This window comes from Clostridioides sp. LIBA-2809, assembly GCF_056688965.1.
Map to the genome: position 1 here is coordinate 2,617,867 of NZ_CP197004.1, position 22,452 is coordinate 2,640,318.

22 protein-coding genes and 1 riboswitch are annotated in these 22,452 nt (G+C 29.9%); of the genes, 2 read left to right on the plus strand and 20 right to left on the minus strand.

The genetic code is table 11. The features are described 5' to 3' along the window. Positions 1-6: 6 nt before the first annotated feature. The 8 genes from grdC to ACTG44_RS12405 all read right to left on the minus strand — a co-directional run bounded on the left by grdC (position 7) and on the right by ACTG44_RS12405 (position 9,323). Positions 7-1,539 (minus strand): glycine/sarcosine/betaine reductase complex component C subunit beta, encoded by a 1,533-nt coding sequence (grdC, locus tag ACTG44_RS12370; RefSeq protein ID WP_479917087.1) that lies wholly within the window; start codon positions 1,537-1,539, stop codon positions 7-9. A 253-nt stretch (positions 1,540-1,792) separates the two neighbouring features. After that, complete coding sequence (gene grdB, locus ACTG44_RS12375; RefSeq protein ID WP_079747011.1) at positions 1,793-3,103, minus strand: glycine reductase complex selenoprotein B; 1,311 nt, start codon at positions 3,101-3,103, stop codon at positions 1,793-1,795. A 31-nt stretch (positions 3,104-3,134) separates the two neighbouring features. Next, positions 3,135-3,608, minus strand: a complete 474-nt coding sequence (gene grdA / locus ACTG44_RS12380) for a glycine/sarcosine/betaine reductase complex selenoprotein A (RefSeq protein ID WP_079739759.1) — start codon at positions 3,606-3,608, stop codon at positions 3,135-3,137. Positions 3,609-3,720: 112 nt separating this feature from the next. Next, positions 3,721-5,007: a glycine/sarcosine/betaine reductase component B subunit gene (locus ACTG44_RS12385; RefSeq protein ID WP_021385101.1), complete on the minus strand. Its 1,287-nt coding sequence runs from the start codon at positions 5,005-5,007 to the stop codon at positions 3,721-3,723. Positions 5,008-5,282: 275 nt separating this feature from the next. Then, positions 5,283-5,600, minus strand: a complete 318-nt coding sequence (gene trxA / locus ACTG44_RS12390) for a thioredoxin TrxA (protein WP_021385220.1) — start codon at positions 5,598-5,600, stop codon at positions 5,283-5,285. A 68-nt stretch (positions 5,601-5,668) separates the two neighbouring features. Further along, complete coding sequence (trxB, locus tag ACTG44_RS12395) at positions 5,669-6,616, minus strand: thioredoxin-disulfide reductase (protein ID WP_021385149.1); 948 nt, start codon at positions 6,614-6,616, stop codon at positions 5,669-5,671. Between the two features lie 95 nt (positions 6,617-6,711). Beyond that, entirely contained in the window at positions 6,712-7,083 is a 372-nt protein-coding gene (locus ACTG44_RS12400; protein WP_021385187.1) for a GrdX family protein, read from the minus strand. Positions 7,084-7,186: 103 nt separating this feature from the next. Then, positions 7,187-7,298, minus strand: a riboswitch (glycine riboswitch). Positions 7,299-7,628: 330 nt separating this feature from the next. Then, on the minus strand, positions 7,629-9,323 hold the full coding sequence (locus tag ACTG44_RS12405) for a M3 family oligoendopeptidase (protein ID WP_479920526.1): 1,695 nt from the start codon (positions 9,321-9,323) through the stop codon (positions 7,629-7,631). 511 nt (positions 9,324-9,834) lie between these two features. Here ACTG44_RS12405 and yidA point away from each other — a divergent pair. After that, the gene (gene yidA, locus ACTG44_RS12410) at positions 9,835-10,656 is read left to right on the plus strand and encodes a sugar-phosphatase (RefSeq protein WP_021385259.1); all 822 of its coding nucleotides are present in this window, start codon (positions 9,835-9,837) and stop codon (positions 10,654-10,656) included. Between the two features lie 133 nt (positions 10,657-10,789). On the opposite strand, the gene saoL is transcribed toward yidA, so the two are convergent. The 12 genes from saoL to nadA all read right to left on the minus strand — a co-directional run bounded on the left by saoL (position 10,790) and on the right by nadA (position 20,440). Then, the gene (gene saoL / locus ACTG44_RS12415; protein ID WP_265113941.1) at positions 10,790-11,431 is read right to left on the minus strand and encodes a MerB-like organometallic lyase SaoL; all 642 of its coding nucleotides are present in this window, start codon (positions 11,429-11,431) and stop codon (positions 10,790-10,792) included. A 12-nt stretch (positions 11,432-11,443) separates the two neighbouring features. Further along, positions 11,444-12,196, minus strand: coding sequence for an ABC transporter ATP-binding protein SaoA (gene saoA, locus ACTG44_RS12420; protein WP_021385238.1), 753 nt, complete (start codon positions 12,194-12,196; stop codon positions 11,444-11,446). Then, positions 12,196-12,996: an ABC transporter permease subunit SaoP gene (gene saoP / locus ACTG44_RS12425; RefSeq protein WP_479918796.1), complete on the minus strand. Its 801-nt coding sequence runs from the start codon at positions 12,994-12,996 to the stop codon at positions 12,196-12,198. Before saoP ends, saoA begins: the two co-directional genes overlap by 1 nt. Beyond that, on the minus strand, positions 12,972-13,751 hold the full coding sequence (gene saoB / locus ACTG44_RS12430; RefSeq protein WP_265113945.1) for an ABC transporter substrate-binding (seleno)protein SaoB: 780 nt from the start codon (positions 13,749-13,751) through the stop codon (positions 12,972-12,974). The genes saoP and saoB overlap by 25 nt, the downstream gene beginning before the upstream one ends. Before the next feature lie 13 nt (positions 13,752-13,764). After that, positions 13,765-14,856 carry an ABC transporter substrate-binding subunit SaoX gene (gene saoX, locus ACTG44_RS12435; protein ID WP_479920527.1) on the minus strand — a complete coding sequence of 364 codons (1,092 nt, stop codon included), beginning with the start codon at positions 14,854-14,856 and terminating at the stop codon, positions 13,765-13,767. Between the two features lie 34 nt (positions 14,857-14,890). After that, positions 14,891-15,349: a Cys-Cys-COOH (seleno)protein SaoC gene (gene saoC / locus ACTG44_RS12440; protein ID WP_021385152.1), complete on the minus strand. Its 459-nt coding sequence runs from the start codon at positions 15,347-15,349 to the stop codon at positions 14,891-14,893. Next, positions 15,342-16,427 (minus strand): efflux transporter SaoE, encoded by a 1,086-nt coding sequence (gene saoE, locus ACTG44_RS12445; RefSeq protein WP_021385130.1) that lies wholly within the window; start codon positions 16,425-16,427, stop codon positions 15,342-15,344. Before saoE ends, saoC begins: the two co-directional genes overlap by 8 nt. Before the next feature lie 26 nt (positions 16,428-16,453). Then, the gene (gene saoT, locus ACTG44_RS12450; protein WP_243192668.1) at positions 16,454-16,711 is read right to left on the minus strand and encodes a thioredoxin-like (seleno)protein SaoT; all 258 of its coding nucleotides are present in this window, start codon (positions 16,709-16,711) and stop codon (positions 16,454-16,456) included. Between the two features lie 88 nt (positions 16,712-16,799). Continuing rightward, the gene (gene saoD / locus ACTG44_RS12455) at positions 16,800-17,132 is read right to left on the minus strand and encodes a DsrE-related protein SaoD (RefSeq protein ID WP_021385110.1); all 333 of its coding nucleotides are present in this window, start codon (positions 17,130-17,132) and stop codon (positions 16,800-16,802) included. Positions 17,133-17,394: 262 nt separating this feature from the next. Further along, positions 17,395-18,231 (minus strand): carboxylating nicotinate-nucleotide diphosphorylase, encoded by an 837-nt coding sequence (gene nadC / locus ACTG44_RS12460; RefSeq protein WP_479920528.1) that lies wholly within the window; start codon positions 18,229-18,231, stop codon positions 17,395-17,397. After that, entirely contained in the window at positions 18,212-19,513 is a 1,302-nt protein-coding gene (locus tag ACTG44_RS12465; protein WP_479920529.1) for an L-aspartate oxidase, read from the minus strand. Before ACTG44_RS12465 ends, nadC begins: the two co-directional genes overlap by 20 nt. Positions 19,514-19,525: 12 nt before the next feature. After that, positions 19,526-20,440: a quinolinate synthase NadA gene (nadA, locus tag ACTG44_RS12470; RefSeq protein ID WP_021385143.1), complete on the minus strand. Its 915-nt coding sequence runs from the start codon at positions 20,438-20,440 to the stop codon at positions 19,526-19,528. A gap of 383 nt (positions 20,441-20,823) precedes the next feature. Here nadA and ACTG44_RS12475 point away from each other — a divergent pair, with 383 nt between their 5' ends. Continuing rightward, positions 20,824-22,281 carry a carbon starvation CstA family protein gene (locus ACTG44_RS12475; RefSeq protein ID WP_479920530.1) on the plus strand — a complete coding sequence of 486 codons (1,458 nt, stop codon included), beginning with the start codon at positions 20,824-20,826 and terminating at the stop codon, positions 22,279-22,281. Positions 22,282-22,452 lie beyond the last annotated feature (171 nt).

Here is a 22,452-nt window from a genome sequence, read left to right on the forward strand (position 1 = left end):
TCACCCCTATTCTTCTAACATGTCTAGTGCTAGTTTTTTCATAGATTCAGCTATTATCTTCTTAATCTCATCCTTAGATATTCCTGAAGTCTCTTCAGTAACACCTGTATTTCTTTCAGCTATAAAAGATACTCCATCAAATAAGTTAGTCATTCTTCCTAAGAATAAACTACCTTTTCCAACTATCATAGCTCTATTTCTCTCACCTGTAGTTAAATCATCTATTAAAAATCCTATATAAGGAGCTCCTGATGGTATATGTCCTTGAGTTGGTGCCCATCCTGGTAATCCTTTATTAGAAACAAAGTCTTTTAACTCTTTCTTTTCTAAGTCTCCACGCTTAACAGCAAGTGCTCCTATCATTTTGTAGTTTGCTTCTGGAACATCTCCTGCTCCTGCTGGCTTAGTTATATCTGGGTTTTGCATTTCAACAGAGTATACATCAACATCTGTTATTTTTAAATTAGCTCTATCAAGACCTGAAGTTATAAGTGCTGTCATAACTGCTTGAGGTGAAGAACCAGTTCCAACAGTATGCTTACCTGTTAAATCAGTTCTTATAACTGGGTTTACACCATCATTTTCAGATACAAGTACTGCAAATCCTCCAACAACATCTTCAAGTACAGGAAGTCCTTTTTTAACATGGTCTTTAGCATTCATTCCAAGTTTAGCACTTGCTCCACCTGCTACTACCATTACATTCTTATGTATTCCAGCTTTTACTAGAGCTGCAGCTTGAATTAATGCATGTGTTGGTGCTGCACAGAATCCTCTTGTGTCAGAACCAGTTGCATTTTGAAGTCCTGCTATCTCAGCTATTGATTTAGCAAAGTTTCCTCCACCCCTTTGGTTTATATCTCCACAAGCTTCTTCTGAACACTCAATAACATAATCTATTTCAGCAGGGTCTATTTTGCTATGTCTTAGCATTTGAATAGCAGATAAAACTCCAGATGCTTTTACTACTAGATTTTCAAACATTGTATGGGCATTTAAGTTAACATCTACATCATGTGCTCTTTTTACATAACCAATGAATTTCCCATTATGGTATAATCCTTCTGCTATGTGTGTTGCTACTAATTCTTTACCTTCTTCTATATCATCACCCTTTAATTTACCTACAAATGGAGCAATTTCAGGGTAGTTATTTTCGATTTTTGGTTTTACTTCATCAATAAATTCTTGTGATAATTTTACCAAATCAAATGCATCACTTATTTGCATTAAAGCTATGAACTCATCTTGAGGCATTATTTCTCCAAACTTACCATTTCTATTTCCCTCAATCTTTTGTTCACACCATGGCATTGGTAAATCTCTTAATTCCTCTGGTCTTCTATTTCCTATATAAACTTGATTTGGCATGTAGTTAACTACATCTTCGTAACTTCTTATATGATTGCTTACTTCCTTTAAAAATTCTGAATCTGGATTTGTTGCTCTTTCAACTGTACAAGTACTTCCATTTTGCACTATCATATCTGGAGTATGAATAAGTACATAGCCTGCCCCTTTTAAAACTGGATAAGTCATTTTGTGCACCTCCATAAATTTTATGAACACTTATTTTTTAATTTAATTAAAGACTCTAATTGTTGTTATTTTTGTTTTGTTGTATATTTGATTCTATTATTGTTTATGTATTTTGGCATTTTTTAAGATTTCATGAATGAATAACTCCAATTTACCCATTCATGAAATCTATATTATTTTTTTGTGTATAGTTATTTTTTATTTTTAGTGTGTGTTTATATTTTTATCTATATAATATATGTGTGTGTTATTTTTATTTTTCAAATACTGTCTGACCATCTACTTCTGTAGTTAAAGAGTTTAATGCTTTTTCTACAAGGCCTCTTCTTAAGGCTTTTTCTTCTGTAGGGTCAAGCGCTGGATTTCCAAGTGGATGAGGTATTGCTATAGTTGGAACTATTCTATTAGCCCCTACTGTTAATGAAATAGGTACTACTGTACACATATGAACTACTGGAAGTCCAGTTTTTTCTATTTCTTTTACCATCGTTGCACCGCAACGAGTACAAGTACCTCATGTAGAAGTTAATATTACTGCATCTACACCATCAGCCACTAATGCTGCTCCAATTTCAGAAGCATATTTTTTAGAGTTTGCAACAGATGTACCGTTACCTACAGTTGTATAGAAAGTTTCATGTAATTTTCCAATTACACCTTCTTTTTCTAAATCTCTAAGAACATCAACAGGTAATACTCTATCTGCATCTAAATTTGCATACACTGGGTCATATCCACCATGTGCAGTTTCATAAGTCTCTTCTGTTAAGTCCATAACTCCTGCTATAGAATAAGTTCCATATTTAGAAGCTGAAGAAGACTCTATTCTATCTGGATTTCCTTTTGGAACTATACCACCAGAAGTAACTAAAGCTATTTTGCATTTTGATAAATCTTTTACAGCGTTGCTTGGGTCAACTCTATCAAAGTTTGGCATTGGGTATTCAGTTTCAAATGGTTCACCTTTTATTTTCTTAACTAACATGTCAACAGCTCTCTTAGAACCTCTGTCTTCATGGAAGTAGTTAACTCTTATTCCTCTAGCTATGTATCCTTCATCTTTAGGAGTTCCAATTTCTTCTCCATTAGCAAGTTTTACTGCAAGTTTTGCTATTTTAGGAAGTGCTTTTCTCATACCTGCTGCAGAATCAGAAGTTTCTACTACATAAACATCTTTTTTGAACATATCTGCACCTGGATTTTCAATATACATACCTGTTAGGGCTGGTATATTTAAAGCATCTTTTACAACTTTAGTTATTGTTCCAGCAGCAACTCCATATCTACCAGCATTAAATGCAGGACCAGCTATGAAAAGTTGTGGTTCAAAACCTTTTATCATTCCTAAAACTTCTTCACTTGCACTGTCTATATTTTCATTGAAGTAGCTATCTCCACATACTACTGTTCCAACTATTTCAATATCTTCACCTAATAATTTATCAAGTTGTAAACTTATTGGAGGTAAAGTTTCTGCCACATGTGGCTTAGTATCAGCTTTTTCTTCTCCACCTATACCAGCAAAGAACTGATTAATATAATGTACCGCTTTTAGTTTTCCCATCTCTTAGTTTCACCCCTTTTGCTTTTAGGCATTAAAATTTACAAAATTCTTCTCTTATACCAGACATTTCTTCTTCTATTTCTTCAACTTCTAAAACCATTTCCATCATACTTATTTGATCTTCATATACAGTTTCATCAAATAAAGCTTTCATTGGTTCCTCTACAACATGGTAAACGCTTAATCCTAAAGCAACTCCAGCAAGTGGTCCAGCGAAAGTTGGATCCCCAGCAGTTACTGTTTCGGCTGCAAGACCTGCAGCTTCGGCTTCAGCAGCACCTAGTAAAATCACAACATTTTCAGCTCCGAATTTATCAGCAGCTTCTTTAACTCTGTTTTGATTTTCTAAGTCCATAGCCCCAGCAGCAGTTCAGACAAAGCATTCTGTAGATGAGAAAACAACCTCTGCTCCTTCTACTGTTTTTACACATTCTTCTATCGCAGGTCCTGGTATACCATCACGGTCACCTATTATAAGAACCTTTTTATTACTAAGTAAACTCATAATAATCCTCCTTATTATATTTGTAATATATTTTTTTATATCTATAACATTTATTATAATTTATCTATAATATGTTTAATTAACATTACTCAATCGTTTAATAAGATACTTCTTAATATCCTTTAGCAGTTAAATGACCAAATCCTGTTTCATTAGTTGCACCTGTTATAGCTTGTATTTCAACTTCAATAGTTCCATCAGCCTTTAAGCTTCCATCAGAACCACCAGCTATTACATCTACTACTTCTAAATGACCAATTACTTTATCTAATTTAGGAAGTACTACAACTTGGTTAGCATTTCCACCTGTTACAACAGCATCAGCTCTTTCATCTGCATCTGCAAGTGATTGAGAACCTCCATCACGTCCAGCATATTCATCTGTAACTATAACAGTTTTTACACCTTGCATTTCTATCTTCTTACAGTTCATTATAAGGTCAGTATCTGGATTTCCAAAACCTTCTTGTGAAACTATAACTGCATCTAATCCTAAGTATTTACATAATTTAGAAGTCCAGTTTGAAGATCTCTCTTTGTCTGCTAGGTAAACATTTTCATTAGTTATAATTACACCTACAAAGTTTATATCTTTACCATGTCTTGCATATAAGTCTTCAACAACTCCATTGTTTATATGAACATAACTTGGGTTTTTGTCACATGCAGAAACACAGTTACCACTTACAATTGCTCCGTCCATTAATTCTGTTGGATATAATAAAGTTGGTACTATTTGTTTTGCATCCACTCCATATACATAAGTATCATGTAATAATCCTTGAGTTTGAAGCATGTAAACATATCCTACTTTTGGAAGCTCTGGATATTCTTTTATTGACTCAAGAAGAGGCTTAGTTTCATATACTGAAACTTCGTCTGGAGTAAGATTTCTTGCTGCTTCTCCTAAATACATTGCTGCTTTAAATCCTATCATTCTAACAGCTTTTTCATGAGCGTATTGTTTTAAACCATCAATAGGTTCAGCTATTACTACAACATTATTTAATTTAGAAAATGGAGTGTATTTAGCTCCTTCTCCAGTCATGTCTACTATACCTTCTTGGAAACCTACTATTTTTCCAGTAGTTACAACAGCTACACCTTTTAAAGCATGAGTTTTTCCTTCTCCTACAGTGTCAACTTTAGACATTATACCTGGGAATATTCCCCCATTACCTTCAACTTTTACTCTTGGCTCAATAACATCTTTTACAGGTGTTATTCTTACGCTTTCACCTGGACGAGCTAATTCTATATCTATAGATTTTATATGCTCATCTCCACCAATCTCTTGTAGCATCTCTTGCTTATTGATGAATAATACTCCATCTTTTACTTCTGTTACATCACCAAATTGAATATCTTTTATAAAGATTTTCCCTAATTCAAGACGCATACTTGCACCTCCTGTTATTTAATTTGTGTATATGCATTTGAGTTTTTCTCAAAATTATATCATTTTATAACTTATCTTAAATCTTAAAGATATTTTTATAATATAGTATTTTTATGTCTTAACTATTTGTTATACTATTAAAAAATATTTACTGTAAAAAAATTATTTTATTTAAAATTATTTTTTTAACAAACTTGAATATAAAAATCTCTTTTATCTTATTATCTTCAGACTAAAACATATTTTTATTTTATTGTTAATATTTCGCCAATATCTTAAAGATATTTTTTAATCATGTCTTCTATATTAGGAACTGTAGCATCATCTTTAGTAACTTCGTCCACTTTTTCCCCATCTTTGTATATAGCCATAGTTGGAAGACCTAATACTTTTTGTTTTATAGCTAATCTTCTAGCTTTTGTTGTATCCATCTTACAGAATTTTATTTTGTCCCCATAAGTCTCAGCTAATTTATGAACATCTGGCATTAAAGCTTTACAAGGTTCACAACCTTCACTCCAGAAATCAACAAATACAAAACCTTCTGCGTTTAAAACTTCTTCTTCAAATGTAGCCTTATCTAAATCTAACATTTTCTTTTTCCCCCTTGAAATTTTTATTTTATTTTAAATATTATTCATTAAATTTAATTTACAGATTTTTAGTTTCCAAACTTTTCATCAATATATTTCTCAGCTACTATAGATGCAATTGCTCCATCGTTAGTTGCAGTTACAACCTGTCTTAGAGTTTTAGATCTACAATCTCCTGCTGCAAATACACCTGGTATGTTAGTTTTCATGTCTTCATCAGTTATTATATAACCTTTTTCATCCATATCAACTTTACCTTTGAATAAATCAGTTTGAGCATCTAATCCAACGAAAACAAATACTCCCATTGTTCCATCTTCTTCATCTGCAAAGTATTCATGAGTTTCTCCAGTAATCTTATTTTTAAATACAACTGACTCCAGTATTCCATCACCTTTGATTTCTTCTATTACTGTATCTAATAAGAACTCTATCTTTGGATTAGCTTTTGCTTTTTCTTCAACACTCTTAGCACATCTAAATCCTTGTCTTCTATGTACAATTGTTACTTTTCTAGCAAATTTAGTTAAATACATTGCTTCTTCTAATGCACTATCTCCTCCACCTACAACAAATACCTCAAAATCTTCAAAGAAGTCTGCATCACAAGTTGCACAATATGAAACACCTTTACCAGTAAGTTCTTTTTCCCCTGGGCAACCAATTTTTCTTGGAGTTGCTCCTGTTCCTATTATTACTGCTTTAGCTCTATATTCTGCTTTTTGACCTTTTAAAACTTTTATATCTCCATCTAGCTCAGTATCTACAATGTTATCTCTTAGAATTTCTGCTCCAAACTCTTTACATTGTTCAACCATTCTAGCTATTAGACTTGGTCCTGTTGCATTTGGAACTGACCCTGGATAATTTGCAATTTCATGTGTTATTACAATTTGCCCACCAGTTTTGTCTTTTTCTAGGATTAGAGTATTCAACTTTGCTCTTGCCCCATAAAGCCCTGCTGCAAGCCCTGCTGGTCCTGAACCAATTATTACTAAGTCATACACATTTTCCATTTTGACTTATCCTCCCCAATTAGATTTCTCATTTTATTTAATATTAAATTAGATTTAATATTTAGGCTGCTTTAATAATTTTTTAACAAATTTTTTTATTCATACTGCATTCTTTGTATTGTATTATAAAATATATCATAATCAATTACCCTAAAGTCGTCTTGAACACTTTCTGTCCATTTTGGAGTCTTTTTATTATTCTGAAATTTACTTGCAGTGATGATTGCTTCTTCAATTAAGGTTAAAGAGTTTATATCCAAACGATTTCCTCTCTTTAGTATAACAGTTCTATAAGGTGTTTCATTTGGTTTTACACTCCCATAGAGTGGATGAGATAAAAGTTCATATCCTTCATGTATCAAATCTCTACTTGCTTCTAAGATACCAATATAAGTTGTGTCTTTAAACAAAACTTCTCTTTCTTGAACTTCTTCTCTTACTTTCGGATTATTTGTAATTATTATCATTTTTTTACTCTCTTTCAATCTTTTATTTATTACTTGATAAATAAAAAACAGGAAAAACAAATCTCCCAATTTGTCTTCCCTGTTAAAATCATTTTCAGAGCCCCGTCCAAGTACAGTCATTTTTACCTGAGAATTTCATCTAATCTTTTGGGTAAATAGGATTAAATTTGTCCCTTCGGTCGCTTTTTTATAAAGCAGTCTCCCATACTCTTCATCCGGATTATTAAGTTATCAGAAAATTGAAAATTAAGCAATTTATCCTTTGTTTTCTATAAATAGCTTTTTTCTATCTCTGTTGACTTAAGTATATAAACATTCTATAAAATTTGCAATAGTTTTTTTATATGTATTTTGTATACATTTTTACTTTTTTTTCCAAGTGTTGATATTACATATTTCCTGTATTTTCTTTTTTTTTTAAGTACAAACCTTTTTTGGTTTACTTTCTCAAACTGATTAAAAATATAACTATTTTCACAGCAAATCTTTGATTTTTACATATTTTTTAATTTTTTACTTTTACCCATTGAAATTCTCATAATTTTTTATAATTTGCTATCATTTATTTCATCAAACCAAGATTTAACATCACCCATGATAGACTTAATACAGTTATTATCAAATGGTGAATATAAATTTCCCATACTTACAATATCTAAAAATGATTTTGTTCCTCCAACTTTACAAATATTTATATAATCTTGCCATCCTGCATCTCTATCTTGAATCATTTTTTTCCAAAATTGTAATGCACAAACTTGAGCTAGTACATAGTCTATGTAATAAAACGGATTTTTAAATATATGACCTTGCTTAAACCACCAACAACCTCGCTCTAAAAAAGAATTATTATCATAGTTTCTATGAGGTAAATATTTTTTCTCTAAATATCTCCATTTTTCTTTTCTTTTTGCCTTATCCTCATTAGGATTTTTATAAACATAATGCTGAAATTCATCAACAATTATTCCATAAGGTATAAATTTGACTGCTGTCGACAAGTGAGTAAATTTATATTTATCTGTATCTTCTTTAAAAAACAGATTCATCCATGGCCATGTTATAAATTCCATACTCATTGAATGAATTTCACAACTGTCAAGTGTGGGGAAATTAATCTCTGGCATATCAATCCATCTAGACATGTATAACTGGAACGCATGTCCTGCTTCATGTGTTAATACATCTATGTCATCAGAAGTTTGATTAAAGTTAGAAAAAATGAATGGCGACTTGTAATCTGGTATGTAGGTACAATAGCCTCCAGCTCCTTTACCTTTCTTTGTTTCTAAATCCATAAGTTCATTTTCTAGCATAAAATTAAAAAATTCATCTGTTTCTTTTGAAAGCTCACTATACATCCTTTGCCCATTCTGAATTATGTATTTTGAATCGCCTTTTAAACTTGCATTTCCTGTTAAAAATTCCACGTCTTCATCTATGTAGCTTAAGTTTTCTAAACCAAGTCTTTTAACCTGTTTTTCATAAAGCTCATTAGCCATTGGAACAACATATTTTAATACTTGCTTTCTAACGTTTTCTACCATATCTTCTCTATAGTCACTTCTCATCATTCTAACATATCCAAGCTCTACAAAATCTTCAAAGCCTAATTTTTTAGATATCTTATCTCTAAGTTTGACTAGTTTATCAAATATGTCATCAAATTTTGATTCGTTTTCTTCAAAAAAATTATAATACGCTTTGTTGGCTAATTCTCTTGTATTTCTACAATTAGAATACATAAACTTTCCCATACCAGATAAATTTCTTTCTTCTCCATCGAACATTATTTGTGCTGATGCTAAAAGTTTAGTATACTCCGAACACAATTTATTTTCTTCTTGCAATTCACTTATTATATCTTTAGAAAAACTTTTTAGAGAATAGTCTATTATTGTGAAAAATTGTTCCCCAAATTTTTTTATCAAATCACATTTAAACTTTGAATTTATTGCAGCATCATAAAAATAAGAATTTAATTCTTCATACAAAGGCAGATATTCATCCCAGTAATTTTTTTCCTCTTGATAGAATTTATTAAGTGTATCTATACTGTATCTTATTGATGCTATATTTGACAACGTTTCTATTTTATTTCTCAATAAATTAATCTTATGTATATTTTCTTGCTGTTCTTCATAATTACAGGATTTTTTTATATCTTCTACGCACTCCAAAAATTCTTTTTTTATACTATCATAATTGGGTCTTTCATACTTAAATTGTGAAAACTTCATTTAAAGCACTCCTTTACAACTTTATTTCATATCTTTATATCATACTTTTATATCTTTGATATACATATCTTTATATACTATCTGATGCCAACTTATAAATTATTATATATATTAAATATTCTTTACATTGTAATCATGTTGAATAATAACATATGATTCATATAATTACAATATTTTGTGGTATAAAACTGACTACTACATAAATTATTAGAAAAACATTCATATAAAAACTACCCTCTTATATAAAAGCTTAGTATCTATACTAAAATGCAAACGATAGCATTTTTATAATTAATACTTACAAAACAATTAAAAATCTGCTTTTTAAATACACGTATTATATAGATGATATTTTTATCAAAAAATTAATATTATTAAACTTTCTAAATTGCTTATCTCTTGGTATAATAGTATACAAAACTAATCATATTTTCCACTGAAATTTTGTTCAACACTAGTTGTGTCAACGTTTTCACAGGAAAATTGAGTATATAATTTACTGGAGGCTGATATGTACAAATTAATCGCATTAGATATTGATGGAACAATATTAAACACGCAAAAAAGGATTACTCCTGAAGTCTTTGAATCTATTCAAGAAGCAAAAAAGGCTGGAGCCAAAGTTGTTATAACAACGGGCAGACCTCTTCCTGGTGTCAAGGGACTTCTAAATCAATTAAACTTAACGGATGAAGGTGATTATGTTATATGTTTTAATGGAGCCATTATTCAAGAAGTCAAAAGTGAAAAAATTATACATGATGTAGAGATGACTTTAGATGACTTTGATTTTATATATAATAACGTTTGTAAAAAATATAATACCAAAATACACATAAATACAATGACAAATTTAATTACACCAAACGAAATTCCTGGCAAATATACACTTCATGAAGCGAAATTAAATGATATAGACGTTAAATATATACAAAAAGATAAAATTGATGAATCTATTAAAATCTGCAAAATTATGATAGTTGATGAACCAGAAAGATTAGAAGAAATTATACAACAACTACCTAAAAATTTATTCAATAAATATACTATAGTAAGGTCTGCTCCTTTTTACCTAGAGTTTTTAGGTAAGACCACTAACAAAGGAACTGCCCTTAAGACATTGTGTACTAATTTAGATATTCCTATAGAAAAAGCTATTGCTGTTGGTGATGAAGAAAATGACCAACATATGATAAAGTATGCAGGTCTTGGTGTAGCTATGGGAAATGCACGTAACAGTATAAAAGAAATTGCTGATTATGTTACAGATACCAACAACGAAAATGGAGTTGCAAAGGTTATAAATAAATATATACTTAATAGAGCTATTTAGATATATAAAAAAACTAAAAATAACTCTTTAGCTTTAAATTCTATTTAATCTATATACTTGATACTAAAAGCATCTAGTGATAGTATGGTCTAAAATTTTTAGTTAAAGGTTATTTTTAGTTTTTCATCTATATTTATAATAATACTTTTTGTTTAAGTTTAAATATTTTATATGATTCTACTATTGCTTCATTAATATCTAAGCAATATACATCTTCATCATCCGATAATCCTGCTTCTTTTGTCCAAGCATCAAAATCATTCTTCGTCCAGAAGAAATTCATTATATTTCAGCAACTTGCCGCCCAATTTGAATATTTATCAAGATTTATATGAAGCACTCTTAAATGTGGATTATTCACATATTCAATTTTTTCGTTTTTTATAAATATTTCTATTTCTTTACCTGTAACACTACACATAGAATTTATTCTTACATCTTGATTAAATGTACAAGAAGTTCCTATAGCATCTATTGCACACATTGCACTGAAACTTCTACCATCGCTCAAAGTTACTTTATGATTAGTTGGTAATGCTGATACAGGATATATAAAATTTATACTATCTCCATCAACAACTATTATATTTTTCTCAATAAAATATTGTAGTGTATTTTCTATATATTCTTTTTCTAATTTCAAATTATTACTTATACATTCAGTCACTTCTTTAAGTGTAGCACTAGAACCTTTATCTATTATCACATCCATAATGGATAGTCTTATTTTTTGTTGTACATTATCCAAACTATTGTATTTTTCTATTTGACTCATATCTACTCCTCTTTAAACCTCATAACACTTCGATAAAGTATCAGTTAATCTAGTCTTATATTCTTCATATTTTTTGCTTCCTCTAACTCTAGGTCTTGGAATATCTATATTTATATCATCAATAACTCTACCTTTATCCCTTGACATTACTATAACTCTATCACTCATATATACAGCTTCGTCAACATCATGAGTTACCATTAATGCAGTTATTTTCTTTTTTATCCATATCCTTTCTAACTCTTCTTGTAAGTTTTGTCTCATTTGAAAGTCAACAGCTCCCAGTGGTTCATCCATTAACAATACTTCTGGATTGCATGCTAAGGCTCTTATCATAGCTACTCTTTGTTTCATTCCGCCTGATAATTGATGAGGAAATAACTTTTCTTTTCCTTTTAAATCTGACATCACCAAGAGTTCTTCTAACATTTCTTCTCTTTTTTCCTTTTGTATTTTCTGCTGTTTCATAGGAAATAGAACATTTCCTCTTATAGTTTTCCAAGGAAATAAAGCGTAATTTTGGAATATAAAAGCTCTATCTATACCTGGTTTTTTAACTTTTTTATCATTTATAAAAACATCTCCACTTTCTGATTTTTGAAATCCTCCTATTATAGTAAGTAAAGTAGTCTTTCCACATCCTGATGGCCCTAAAAGGCAAACAAATTGACCATTTTCTATATCTATGCTTATATCTTCTAAAACCTTTGTATGTACTTTATTATTTACAAATGTTTTATTTATATCTCTTACGCTTAACTTCATTAATCTGCAAACCTCCATCTACAAAGGATTTTATTTACAAACTTTAATACTCTATCTATTATAAATCCTATTAAAGCTGCAAATATCATAAGCCCAATTAATACATCTGTATGCATTAACGTTTGAGCTTGTACCATTGAGTAACCGAGACCGGCACTCGTAGCTATAAACTCAGCTCAGATAACAGACATCCATCCTGTACTTATAGCAATTCTCGAACCAGTTAATATATCAGGAAGAGACGCTGGTACTATTACGTTTGTAAATATCACAATTGGTGATGCTCCCATACTTCTAGCCGCATTATAATAATCTTTTGATATTGCTCTTACACCTTGAATAGTATTTAAGATTATAGGAAAAACGCCTGAAAAAGCTATTAAAAATATTGTTGGTCCATCTCCTATACCAAACCATACTATAGTAAGAGGCACCCATGCCATTATAGGAACCTGTCTTACAGAATCTACTACTGGAGATAAAACTTTTTCAAAAGTTTTAGAAAATCCCATGATAAATCCTATTGGAAGTCCAAACAATAGTGCATACATAAAACCTTTAAGTACTCTCTGTAATGTAATAAAAAGATTAGTAACTGTCTCTATATCTGTTATGCAATAAAAGAAACCTTTTATTACATCTACTGGCATTGGAAGTAGTAAAGAGCTTCCTATATCTTTCGCTGCAAAATGCCAAACTGAAAATATAATGACTAAAAGTATTATCTTATATAAAATATCCATACCACTATCAGATTTTTTCTTAGTTAATTTATCTATTTTATCTTTAGAAATTTTAATTTCCAATTTCTTATTTCCTCCATATCTATATTTCTTATATTCTTGTACTGTTTCAGTGCTTTTTTAAATGTAGCTTCATTATTTAAAGCATCAACACTTTTATTGTAAAGTTTTATAAAATCACTATATCCTTTACTTTTTTTAAATTCTTTGCTTACAACTAATACATAAGTATCATAATCACCTAATTCAGTTGTAGGTTTTCTTATTCCTTCTAATCCGATTGATTTTATACAGTCCATTACAACACCATCTACTAGATTGCTTTCTAATCCATATGCTAATGCAGTCCCTAATAACGGAGATATTTCTACATTTCCATAGTATTTCTTCACTAATTCTGATTGGTAATTTCTATTTTGAATGATTCCAATTCTTTTGGGATTACTCTTACTTAATAAAAATATATCTGAATTTTGAACTACTGTACCAACAATTTCAAATCCACTAGTTGCATTTACATACTGTTTTGCTGCATCTTTACATATGATTGCTATATCTATTTCCTCTGAACTCAGAGCCCATTGCATTGTACTTGCTCAGCAATCATTAATTGTAAAAGTATCCATTATATCACTTACTTTTATATTTTCAAAGTAGTCCCTATTTACCATATAATTTATTACAAAACCAGAGGTATCATCAGATACCCCTATTCTTAGTTTGCCTTCTATTTCTTCTTTATCTTCAAAATTAAAAAATATTATAAATATACTTCCCAAAATAATAATAAAAAGTATTATTATATTTTTTATATTCTCCATTTATTTATAATACCTTTGCTTTCCAATCTTCATAACTCATACCTTCAGGAAACTCTGGATTAACTTTTTCTTTTATAAATTTATCAAAATCATCTGCTCCACAAGAATCCAATAAGCTCGTATCAATTGTATTTTCATATTTAGGTATATCATCTAATGCTTTTAAATCTTTATACATTTGTAAATTATTTTTATATTCTTCTCCTGTAACTTTCCAAGTAATCGTTCTACCTTCTCCAACTGTCTTTTTATAAATAGTTCTAAGTGCAACTTCTTCTTCTACATTATAATATTTTGCAAATATCTTAGCAGCTTCAGCTGGATTTGTATATATGTATTCTATTGCTTTTGTATGAGCCAAAACCAATTTTTTTGCTAAATCTGGATGTTCTTTTATAAAGTTTTTGTTTAATGAGAATGAACAACAGTTATATTCTTTACCATTAGCTTTTTCTTTATATTGAGTAGATGCTATTATTTTTCCTGCACCATCATTTTCAGCTACAGAACCCCAAGGGTCGCAAGATGTAAAAGCTTGTATTTTTCCAGTTTTAAGAGCTAAATATTTATCTTTGTCTGAATCCATATTTACAATTTCATATTTTGATGGGTCAGTTGGTAGACTTGTTTCTGGCCCATAATCACTTGTCCATAAAAAATCACTCATGTCTGTTGCAATTTTTTTACCTACTAAATCTTTAGGTTCTTTTATATCTTTTGAAACTATTAAGTATTCAGAACCTCCAGTATGATTGTTAGCTGCTATTGTTATTGGTGAACCCTTAGGTATAGCTCCCACTAGACCTTTTGTCCCTATATAACCAGCATCCATTTTTCCTGCTGCCATAGCTTCAGGAACTTTACCATTTCCGACAGTTTTTACATTAAGACCTAAATCCTTATATATTCCAGCTGCTTCTGCTACTGGTCCAGCAGTCATATGGTCACAGTTATAATACCCTACTGTTATTGTATAATCATCCTTTCCAGCTTTTGCTTCTTCTTTCTCTTTTGGTTTACTACTACAGCCTGTTAGTATGGATGCCCCCATTACACTAACTAAGATTAATGCTTGAATCTTCTTAGATACTCTCATCTAAATTTCCCACCTTTGTGTATTATTTTTATTTTTAACAACATTTGTCCATATCTTCTCCAAATAAATCAACAAACTTGTTGCCTTCTACCCTATAAATTGCATACCCTACATTACCATTCTTAGAACCTGACACTATTACTTCTATTGGTGGTTTATCATCAATATTTTTAAAAGTTATGGTTTGATTCTCTATAGGTGCTGGTATTGGTTTTGTTATATAATGGCTGTTTTTATCAGAAACTACCACTACCATTTCATTTGAATTATTACCTTTTTTATATATAACTACTAAATCTTTTTCTCCATCATTATTTAAATCTTCTTCAGCACAAGTTATTATATCTTCTTTATAATTTTTTCTAAAATACTCTAATGTTTCTTTATTCACATTTGGAATAGAGGCATCTTCTTTAAGGTTATCATCCACTATTTTTGATAAAACTATTAATGCAACTACTACACAGGATATTATAACTATCTTTTTAAGCATTATTCCCTATGACCTCTTTCATCTTTGGTATTATTGATTTAAATGCAAATAAAATAATTAAAATTGTACATACATATTCAAAACTATCTGGTATATTTAACATTAGTTTATTTGCCAACTGTATTGAAGAATTTGTTGTATCTAAATTTACTGAATTGTTGTTTACTAAAAGTAAATTTGTTATGTATCCAATTATTATTGAGGATAATGTCAAAGTTACTGAATATATAATAACAGTCCTTTTTCCAATGAGTTTAAACATACTTATAAGCTCTGGTAGATTTGTAGCTGCACCAGCTATTAGAAATGTTATCGCTATCCCAGGAGATGCTCCACTTGCAACAAGAGCTGCTATAAATGGAATATGTCCTACTGCACATACATACATAACACATGCAAGTATTGCTATACTTCCAAGTGATAGCAAACCTGGATTCCCCAAATATTTTTGAATTATACTATTTGGAAAAATTGTTGTTATAAAACCTGCAAAAAGCATTCCCATTACTACATATTTACTAATGGTAAGAGCTAACTCTCCAAAAGACCACTTAAGCCCATCAATCATATTTTCTAGAAAACTTCTTTTTTCTTCTTCTAATTCTATTACATCTTCATCTGAATCATTATGCAAAGATAATTCTTCTTTTCCAAAGCAGTTTCCCAAAAATCCTACTAAAAATGGTACTAAAAAACCAGATATTAGATAAATAGTTGTAACTTTAGGTCCTAAAAGACCTAGACAAAGAACTACAGCTATTGGGTTTATTATTGGAGTTGATGTCATAAAAGCAAGTACTGGTCCTAAGTATGCTCCTGAATAATACATACTTATACCAAGTGGTATTACCCCACAACTACATATTGGTAAAAACATTCCTGATATAGTACTTTTAATCAAAGAAGAAAATTTCTTATTTCCAAGTTGTTTTTGAAACCTTTTTGGAGTTAAAACATTGTGGAGTATACCTGCCAATATGAAACTTATCATAAGCCATCCTGATGCTCCATTTAATGTAACTATAGAAGCTACTATCGTCTCTTTAACTCCATTTAAAACAATTTCTAATATATTCATTTTTGCTACTCCTAATTTTTAAACTTTTAACTATTATTTATAGCTTCTACTATTGCCTTTTCAATTGTATCTTTATTTAATCTGTCATATTTCTTTTTCTGATTTATTATTAATGTTCCTTTTGTTATAATTCCATATTTTTTTACATATGAAAAATCTTTACCTGCCTGATACAGTTTCACTTCCAATTTATCAGTATATTTTTCTGACATTTTTTTTATAAACACTCCATGCTCATCACAAGATGGTCAAGTATTTATAAATTCAACTAAAACTTTAGACATTTGTTCATCCCCTACTCAAACAATTTATCCTTGACTTAAAATAATCCACAGAAAATAAGTTTTCCCATGGATTGTATACCAAACTGTTTTATAATGTTATGACTTGGTCTACACCTGCACTACCTAAACAAGCATATAAGTTTGGAAAGCATCCAATCGTAGCCCCATCAACCAAGTTATTCTCTATACCTCTCTCTATAGCACATTGGTCACAAGCCATTATTATCATATCCGTTTTTTTATGTAATTCACTTAGTTTTTCTCCTATTGGATTTCCTTTCGATAAGAATAATGTATTATCCATAAAGAAAAACATCCCTAGAACATCTACTCCATGAGTTCCTTGTTCTAATTGTGGTATTATCATTTTGTCTAAAATCTTATGTACATTAGTACTATTAAAGATATATGCTACTTTCATTTTTATTCCTCCATCCATTTTTTTCCTAAATTTTATACAAATTTTTACATATACAATTATATTATAAGTTCTTCTATATTTATATGTAAAATAGATAATAGCTATATCATTAAAAGTATATATAGTATTTATCTATATTTATTAAATTATTGATTAACATTTTTCTATTCTTATTAATTTTAATAAATAAAAAATAGACTCCTTAAACTTATCAAGTAAATTTAGGGAGTCTATCTTAATTAAATTTATATCAATATCAAATTTATATATTTCTCAGATTTTTCATACTTATATCGAGAGCTTTGACAGAATGTGTAAGTGCTCCTACAGAAACAACATCCACTCCAATTTTTCCTATAGATTCTATGGTATCTAAATTCACATTTCCAGAAAATTCTACAATGGCTCTTCCATTTATAATATCTACAGCTTGTTTTGCCATTTCTAAGCTCATATTATCCAACATTATTATATCTGCTTTTGCTTCTAGAGCTTCTTTTACCATATCTAATGTTTCCACTTCTACTTCTATTTTTCTGACAAAGGAAGTGTTTTTTCTAGCTAGTTCAACTGCATTTTTAACACCACCAGCAGCTCCAATATGGTTGTCTTTAAGCAATATTCCATCAGATAAATTAAATCTATGATTACATCCTCCACCTACTTTGACAGAATATTTATCTAATATTCTAAGATTAGGTATCGTTTTTCTACTATCTAACAACTTTGTATTTGTACCTTCAAGCTTTTCAACATATTTACTAGTAGTAGTAGCTATACCACTCATTCTCTGTAAATAATTTAATGCTACACGTTCTCCTACAAGTAAATTTCTAGTATTCCCAGTTAATACAGCTATCTTTTCACGATTTTTTACTTTATCACCATCATTTTTATATAACTCTACATCTACACTTCCAAGAATCTCAAACACTCTCTTAAATACACCTAAACCAGCTACTATACCATCTTGCTTACAAATTAAATCTACAGTAGACTTAGAATTTTCATCCACAATAGAATTAGTTGTTATATCTTCACTTGGCACATCTTCTATTAAAGCATCCTGTATCATTCTATCAATAATCAAATAATTCATCGCCAAAATCCTCACTTGTTCTTTCAATTTCTTTTATAACTAATATTTTATTCTCTTTTTTTATCTTTTCTATATCTATGTCCATATCTGGTATATCTATAAATTTAACTTTTATATTGTCCATAACTGAGTTTATATTTTTGGCTGCTCTCTTTGAAAATACAAGTCCTTCAAGTAAAGAGTTACTTGCCAGTCTATTTGCTCCATGAACGCCTGTACAACTAATTTCACCAACTGCATATAAATTTTCCATAGATGTTTTTGAGTCCAAATCGACATGTATTCCACCCATAAAGTAATGCTGTGCAGGTGATACTTTTATGTATTCTTTAGTTATATCTGTTCCTCTAGCTAGACATTCATTGTAAATAAAAGAAAATCTATTAATTAAGTATTCACTACCTAAATGTGTTGCATCTAAATATACATAAGGTGAATTGTCTTTTTCCATTTGTTCAAAAATAGCTTTTGAAACTACATCTCTAGGAAGAAGTTCATCGACAAATCTTTCCTTATTTTTATTTAAAAGTTTAGCTCCCTCTCCTCTTAGTGATTCAGATATAAGCATTCTCCTACCTTCACTATTCTCTTCATAGAAAGCTGTTGGATGTATTTGAATATACTCTAAGTTCTCTATTTTTATATCATTTCTTAAAGCTATAGCGATTCCATCACCTGTAAGGTGTCTTTGGTTAGTAGAGTTTTTAAAAAGCCCACCTATTCCACCTGTTGCTAAAACTACCACTTTTGAAAAAACATGAATCTCTTTTTGAGACTTAAAAAGTCTAGCTCCAATACACTTATTACCATCTTTTAATATATCTAAAAGATATGCATCTTCTATAAGAGTTATATTTTCTCTAGTTTTAGCTTCCTTTAATAAAGTCTTAAAAACAACCTCTCCAGTATTATCTTTACTATGAACTATTCTATTTACACTATGAGCTCCTTCTCTTGTGTAATCTATCTCTCCATTTTCTCTATCTAAAGGCATGCCATAATCTACTATTTGTCCTACATTTTCAATAGATTCATCTGCAAGAACTTGTACTGCTTCAACTCTATTTTTATACTGTCCAGCCTTCATTGTATCTTCCACAAAAGACTCTATATCATCAATATTTCTAGCAGTTGAAATTCCCCCTTGTGCAAGATATGTATTATTGTTTTCAATTGTAGATTTTGATACTACTAATACATTTAAATTTTTTTCTAAATTTAATGCACAATATAATCCTGAAATACCACTTCCAACTATTAAAACATCTTGTTCTAAATTCATAAGTCTATCCCTCTATCCTTCTGCTAATCTGTGCATATTAAGCAGTGAATTTAAAGCTTTTTCCATAATTTCATCTTCTACAGTAACTTCATTTTCCATATTTTTAAGTGTACTGTATAAATTTTCTAATGTTGTCTTTTTCATATCCGTACATAGTATTCTTCCTCCAGGGATATAAAAGTTTTTATTAGGATTCTTTTTCTTTAATTCATGTAATATTCCTTCTTCAGTTGCTATTATAAAATTCTTATTTTCACTATTAGTAGCATATTTTATTATTCCTGATGTACTTCCTACATAATCTCCTAAATCTCTTATTTCCTTTTTACATTCTGGATGTACCAATACTTCTGCATCTTTATACTTATCTTTTAATTCAATTATTTCTTCAGCCTTTATATTGTTGTGGTATTTACAATATCCGTCCCAAAATATAAAGTCTTTATCTGGAAATTTCTCTGCAATATATCCTCCTAGGTTTTTATCTGGAAGGAATATAATTTCTTTATTATCTATGTTTTCTAATATTTTAATTGCACTGGACGATGTAACGGAAACATCACAATGTGCCTTGACTTTAGCTGTAGAGTTTATATAACATACAACCAAAGCATTTGGATACTGTTGTTTTAGTTTTATCACGCCTTCTTCATCTACCATATCTGCCATAGCACATCCAGCGTTACTTACTGGCATTAATACAGTTTTCTCAGGTGATAATATCTTAGCACTTTCTCCCATAAATCTTACCCCACAAAATACAACCACATCTTCTTTACAATCTCTAGCAATTTCACTTAAGTAATATGAGTCACCAACTGCATCTGCTAATTCTTGTATTTCTGGTGGTTGATAAAAATGGGCAAGTATTATTGCATTTTTTTCTTTCTTTAGCTCTTTGATTTGATATGTTAAATCTTTATCCATAATCGCACCGCTTTCTATATGTACTAGTGTATATACACCTGTAAACTCATTATATCACTTGACTATTCTTTCTTCAAGAATTTTAGACCTCTTAATATTGTTAAGATATAGACATTTACATTATCAATTGATTTATCTTTTTTACTTACCTATTTAAACTATTTTTTATGTTTTTTAATTTTTTTGTAAAATATTATCAGAATTTTGTTTATATTCTTTATTGCTATAATATTGAAAATTTTACCAAACACATGTATACTAAGTACATGATTATGTGTATGTATTAATTTCTGAAATTATATTACTTTTAGTATTTTATAGAATTGGTAGGTTATTTCAATACGTATACAGAATCCAAAAAATTTTATAAATGGGGTGATATTATGACAACGTTCTTAATTGGATTGGCTATATTACTAATAGGAGGTGCTTTATATGGTGCTTATTGTGAAAAAGTATTTAGCCCAGATGACAGAAAAACACCTGCTATTGCTCAGAGTGATGGTGTAGACTACGTTCCAATGAAAAAATGGAAGAATAGTCTCATTGAATTGCTTAATATAGCTGGTACAGGACCGATTCTAGGACCTATCCAAGGTATATTATTTGGTCCAATAGCATTTATACTAATCCCTATTGGTTGTGTATTTGGAGGAGCTTTACATGACTATATGAGTGGAATGATTAGTATAAGAGAAAAAGGAGCGCAGATGCCTTCACTTATCAGTAGATTTTTAGGTAACAAAGTCTTTCAAGTCTATAATATATTCCTTTGCCTATTAATGCTTTTAGTTGGTGCAGTTTTTATTTACACACCTGGAGATTTGGTTGTTACACAAATCTTAAACATGAAGTCAACTATAAATAATCCAGTTGTATGGATAGTTTACGGAATTATTTTTGTATATTACTTATGTGCAACACTATTCCCAATTGATAAAATTATAGGAAAGGTATATCCAATATTTGGAGCAATCCTACTTTTATCTGCTGCTGGTGTTGGAATCGGAATATTTACACAAGGTTATGATTTAGCTAATTTAAGTCTTGCGAATTGGAAAGGTATTCATCCTGATGGAATTCCTCTTATCCCTACATTCTTCGTTACAGTTGCTTGTGGTATAGTTTCTGGATTCCACTCAACTCAAGCCACTCTTATAGCAAGATCAGTTTCAAATGAAAAAGAAGGAAAAACTACTTTTTATAACATGATGATTTTAGAAGGTTTAATTGCAATGATTTGGGCTGCAGCTGCTATGGGTATTTACAATAAAGGTATACCTAAGGAATTGATAGGCTCTCCTGATGTAATAGGCTTAGTTGCAAGAGATTTACTTGGTTCTATTGGTGGAATCATCGCAATAATAGGTGTTATCGTTTTACCAATAACTTCTGGAGATACAGCTTTAAGATCTCTAAGATTAATGCTTGCTGATTATTTTCATTATGACCAAAAGGAAAAGAAACATCGCGTTATACTATCAATATGCATATTTATTCCTGTCATAGCAATTCTGATATTTGCAAAACTTAGTTCTTCTGGATTTAATATATTATGGAGATACTTCTCATGGAGTAATCAAACCATCGCTATATTTGCATTTGCTATGATTACAGTCTACCTTATAATAAAAGAAAAAAATTATATTATAAGCTTAATTCCAGGTATGTTTTATTCTTTTATCATATTTAGCTATATATTCAATGCTCAAATTGGATTTAACTTAAGTATAAATATATCCTATATTTTAGCTGCTATCTTTACTGTATTATATGCTGTTTTAACCGTCTATTATGGTAGAAAGTTAAAAAACAAGGCAGATGTTAAACTAGCTGACTAAAATCAACTAAAGTTACACTTAGATTAAACTTTTAATATAAAAATCATAAAAAGAGACTGTCTCAAGCTAGAGATTGTCTCTTTTTATTCAATTCATAAATAAATAAGTATTTACTCTTTATTGGAATATTTATCCTGTATTTCTAATATAAATAAATAAAAGTTTTAAAAT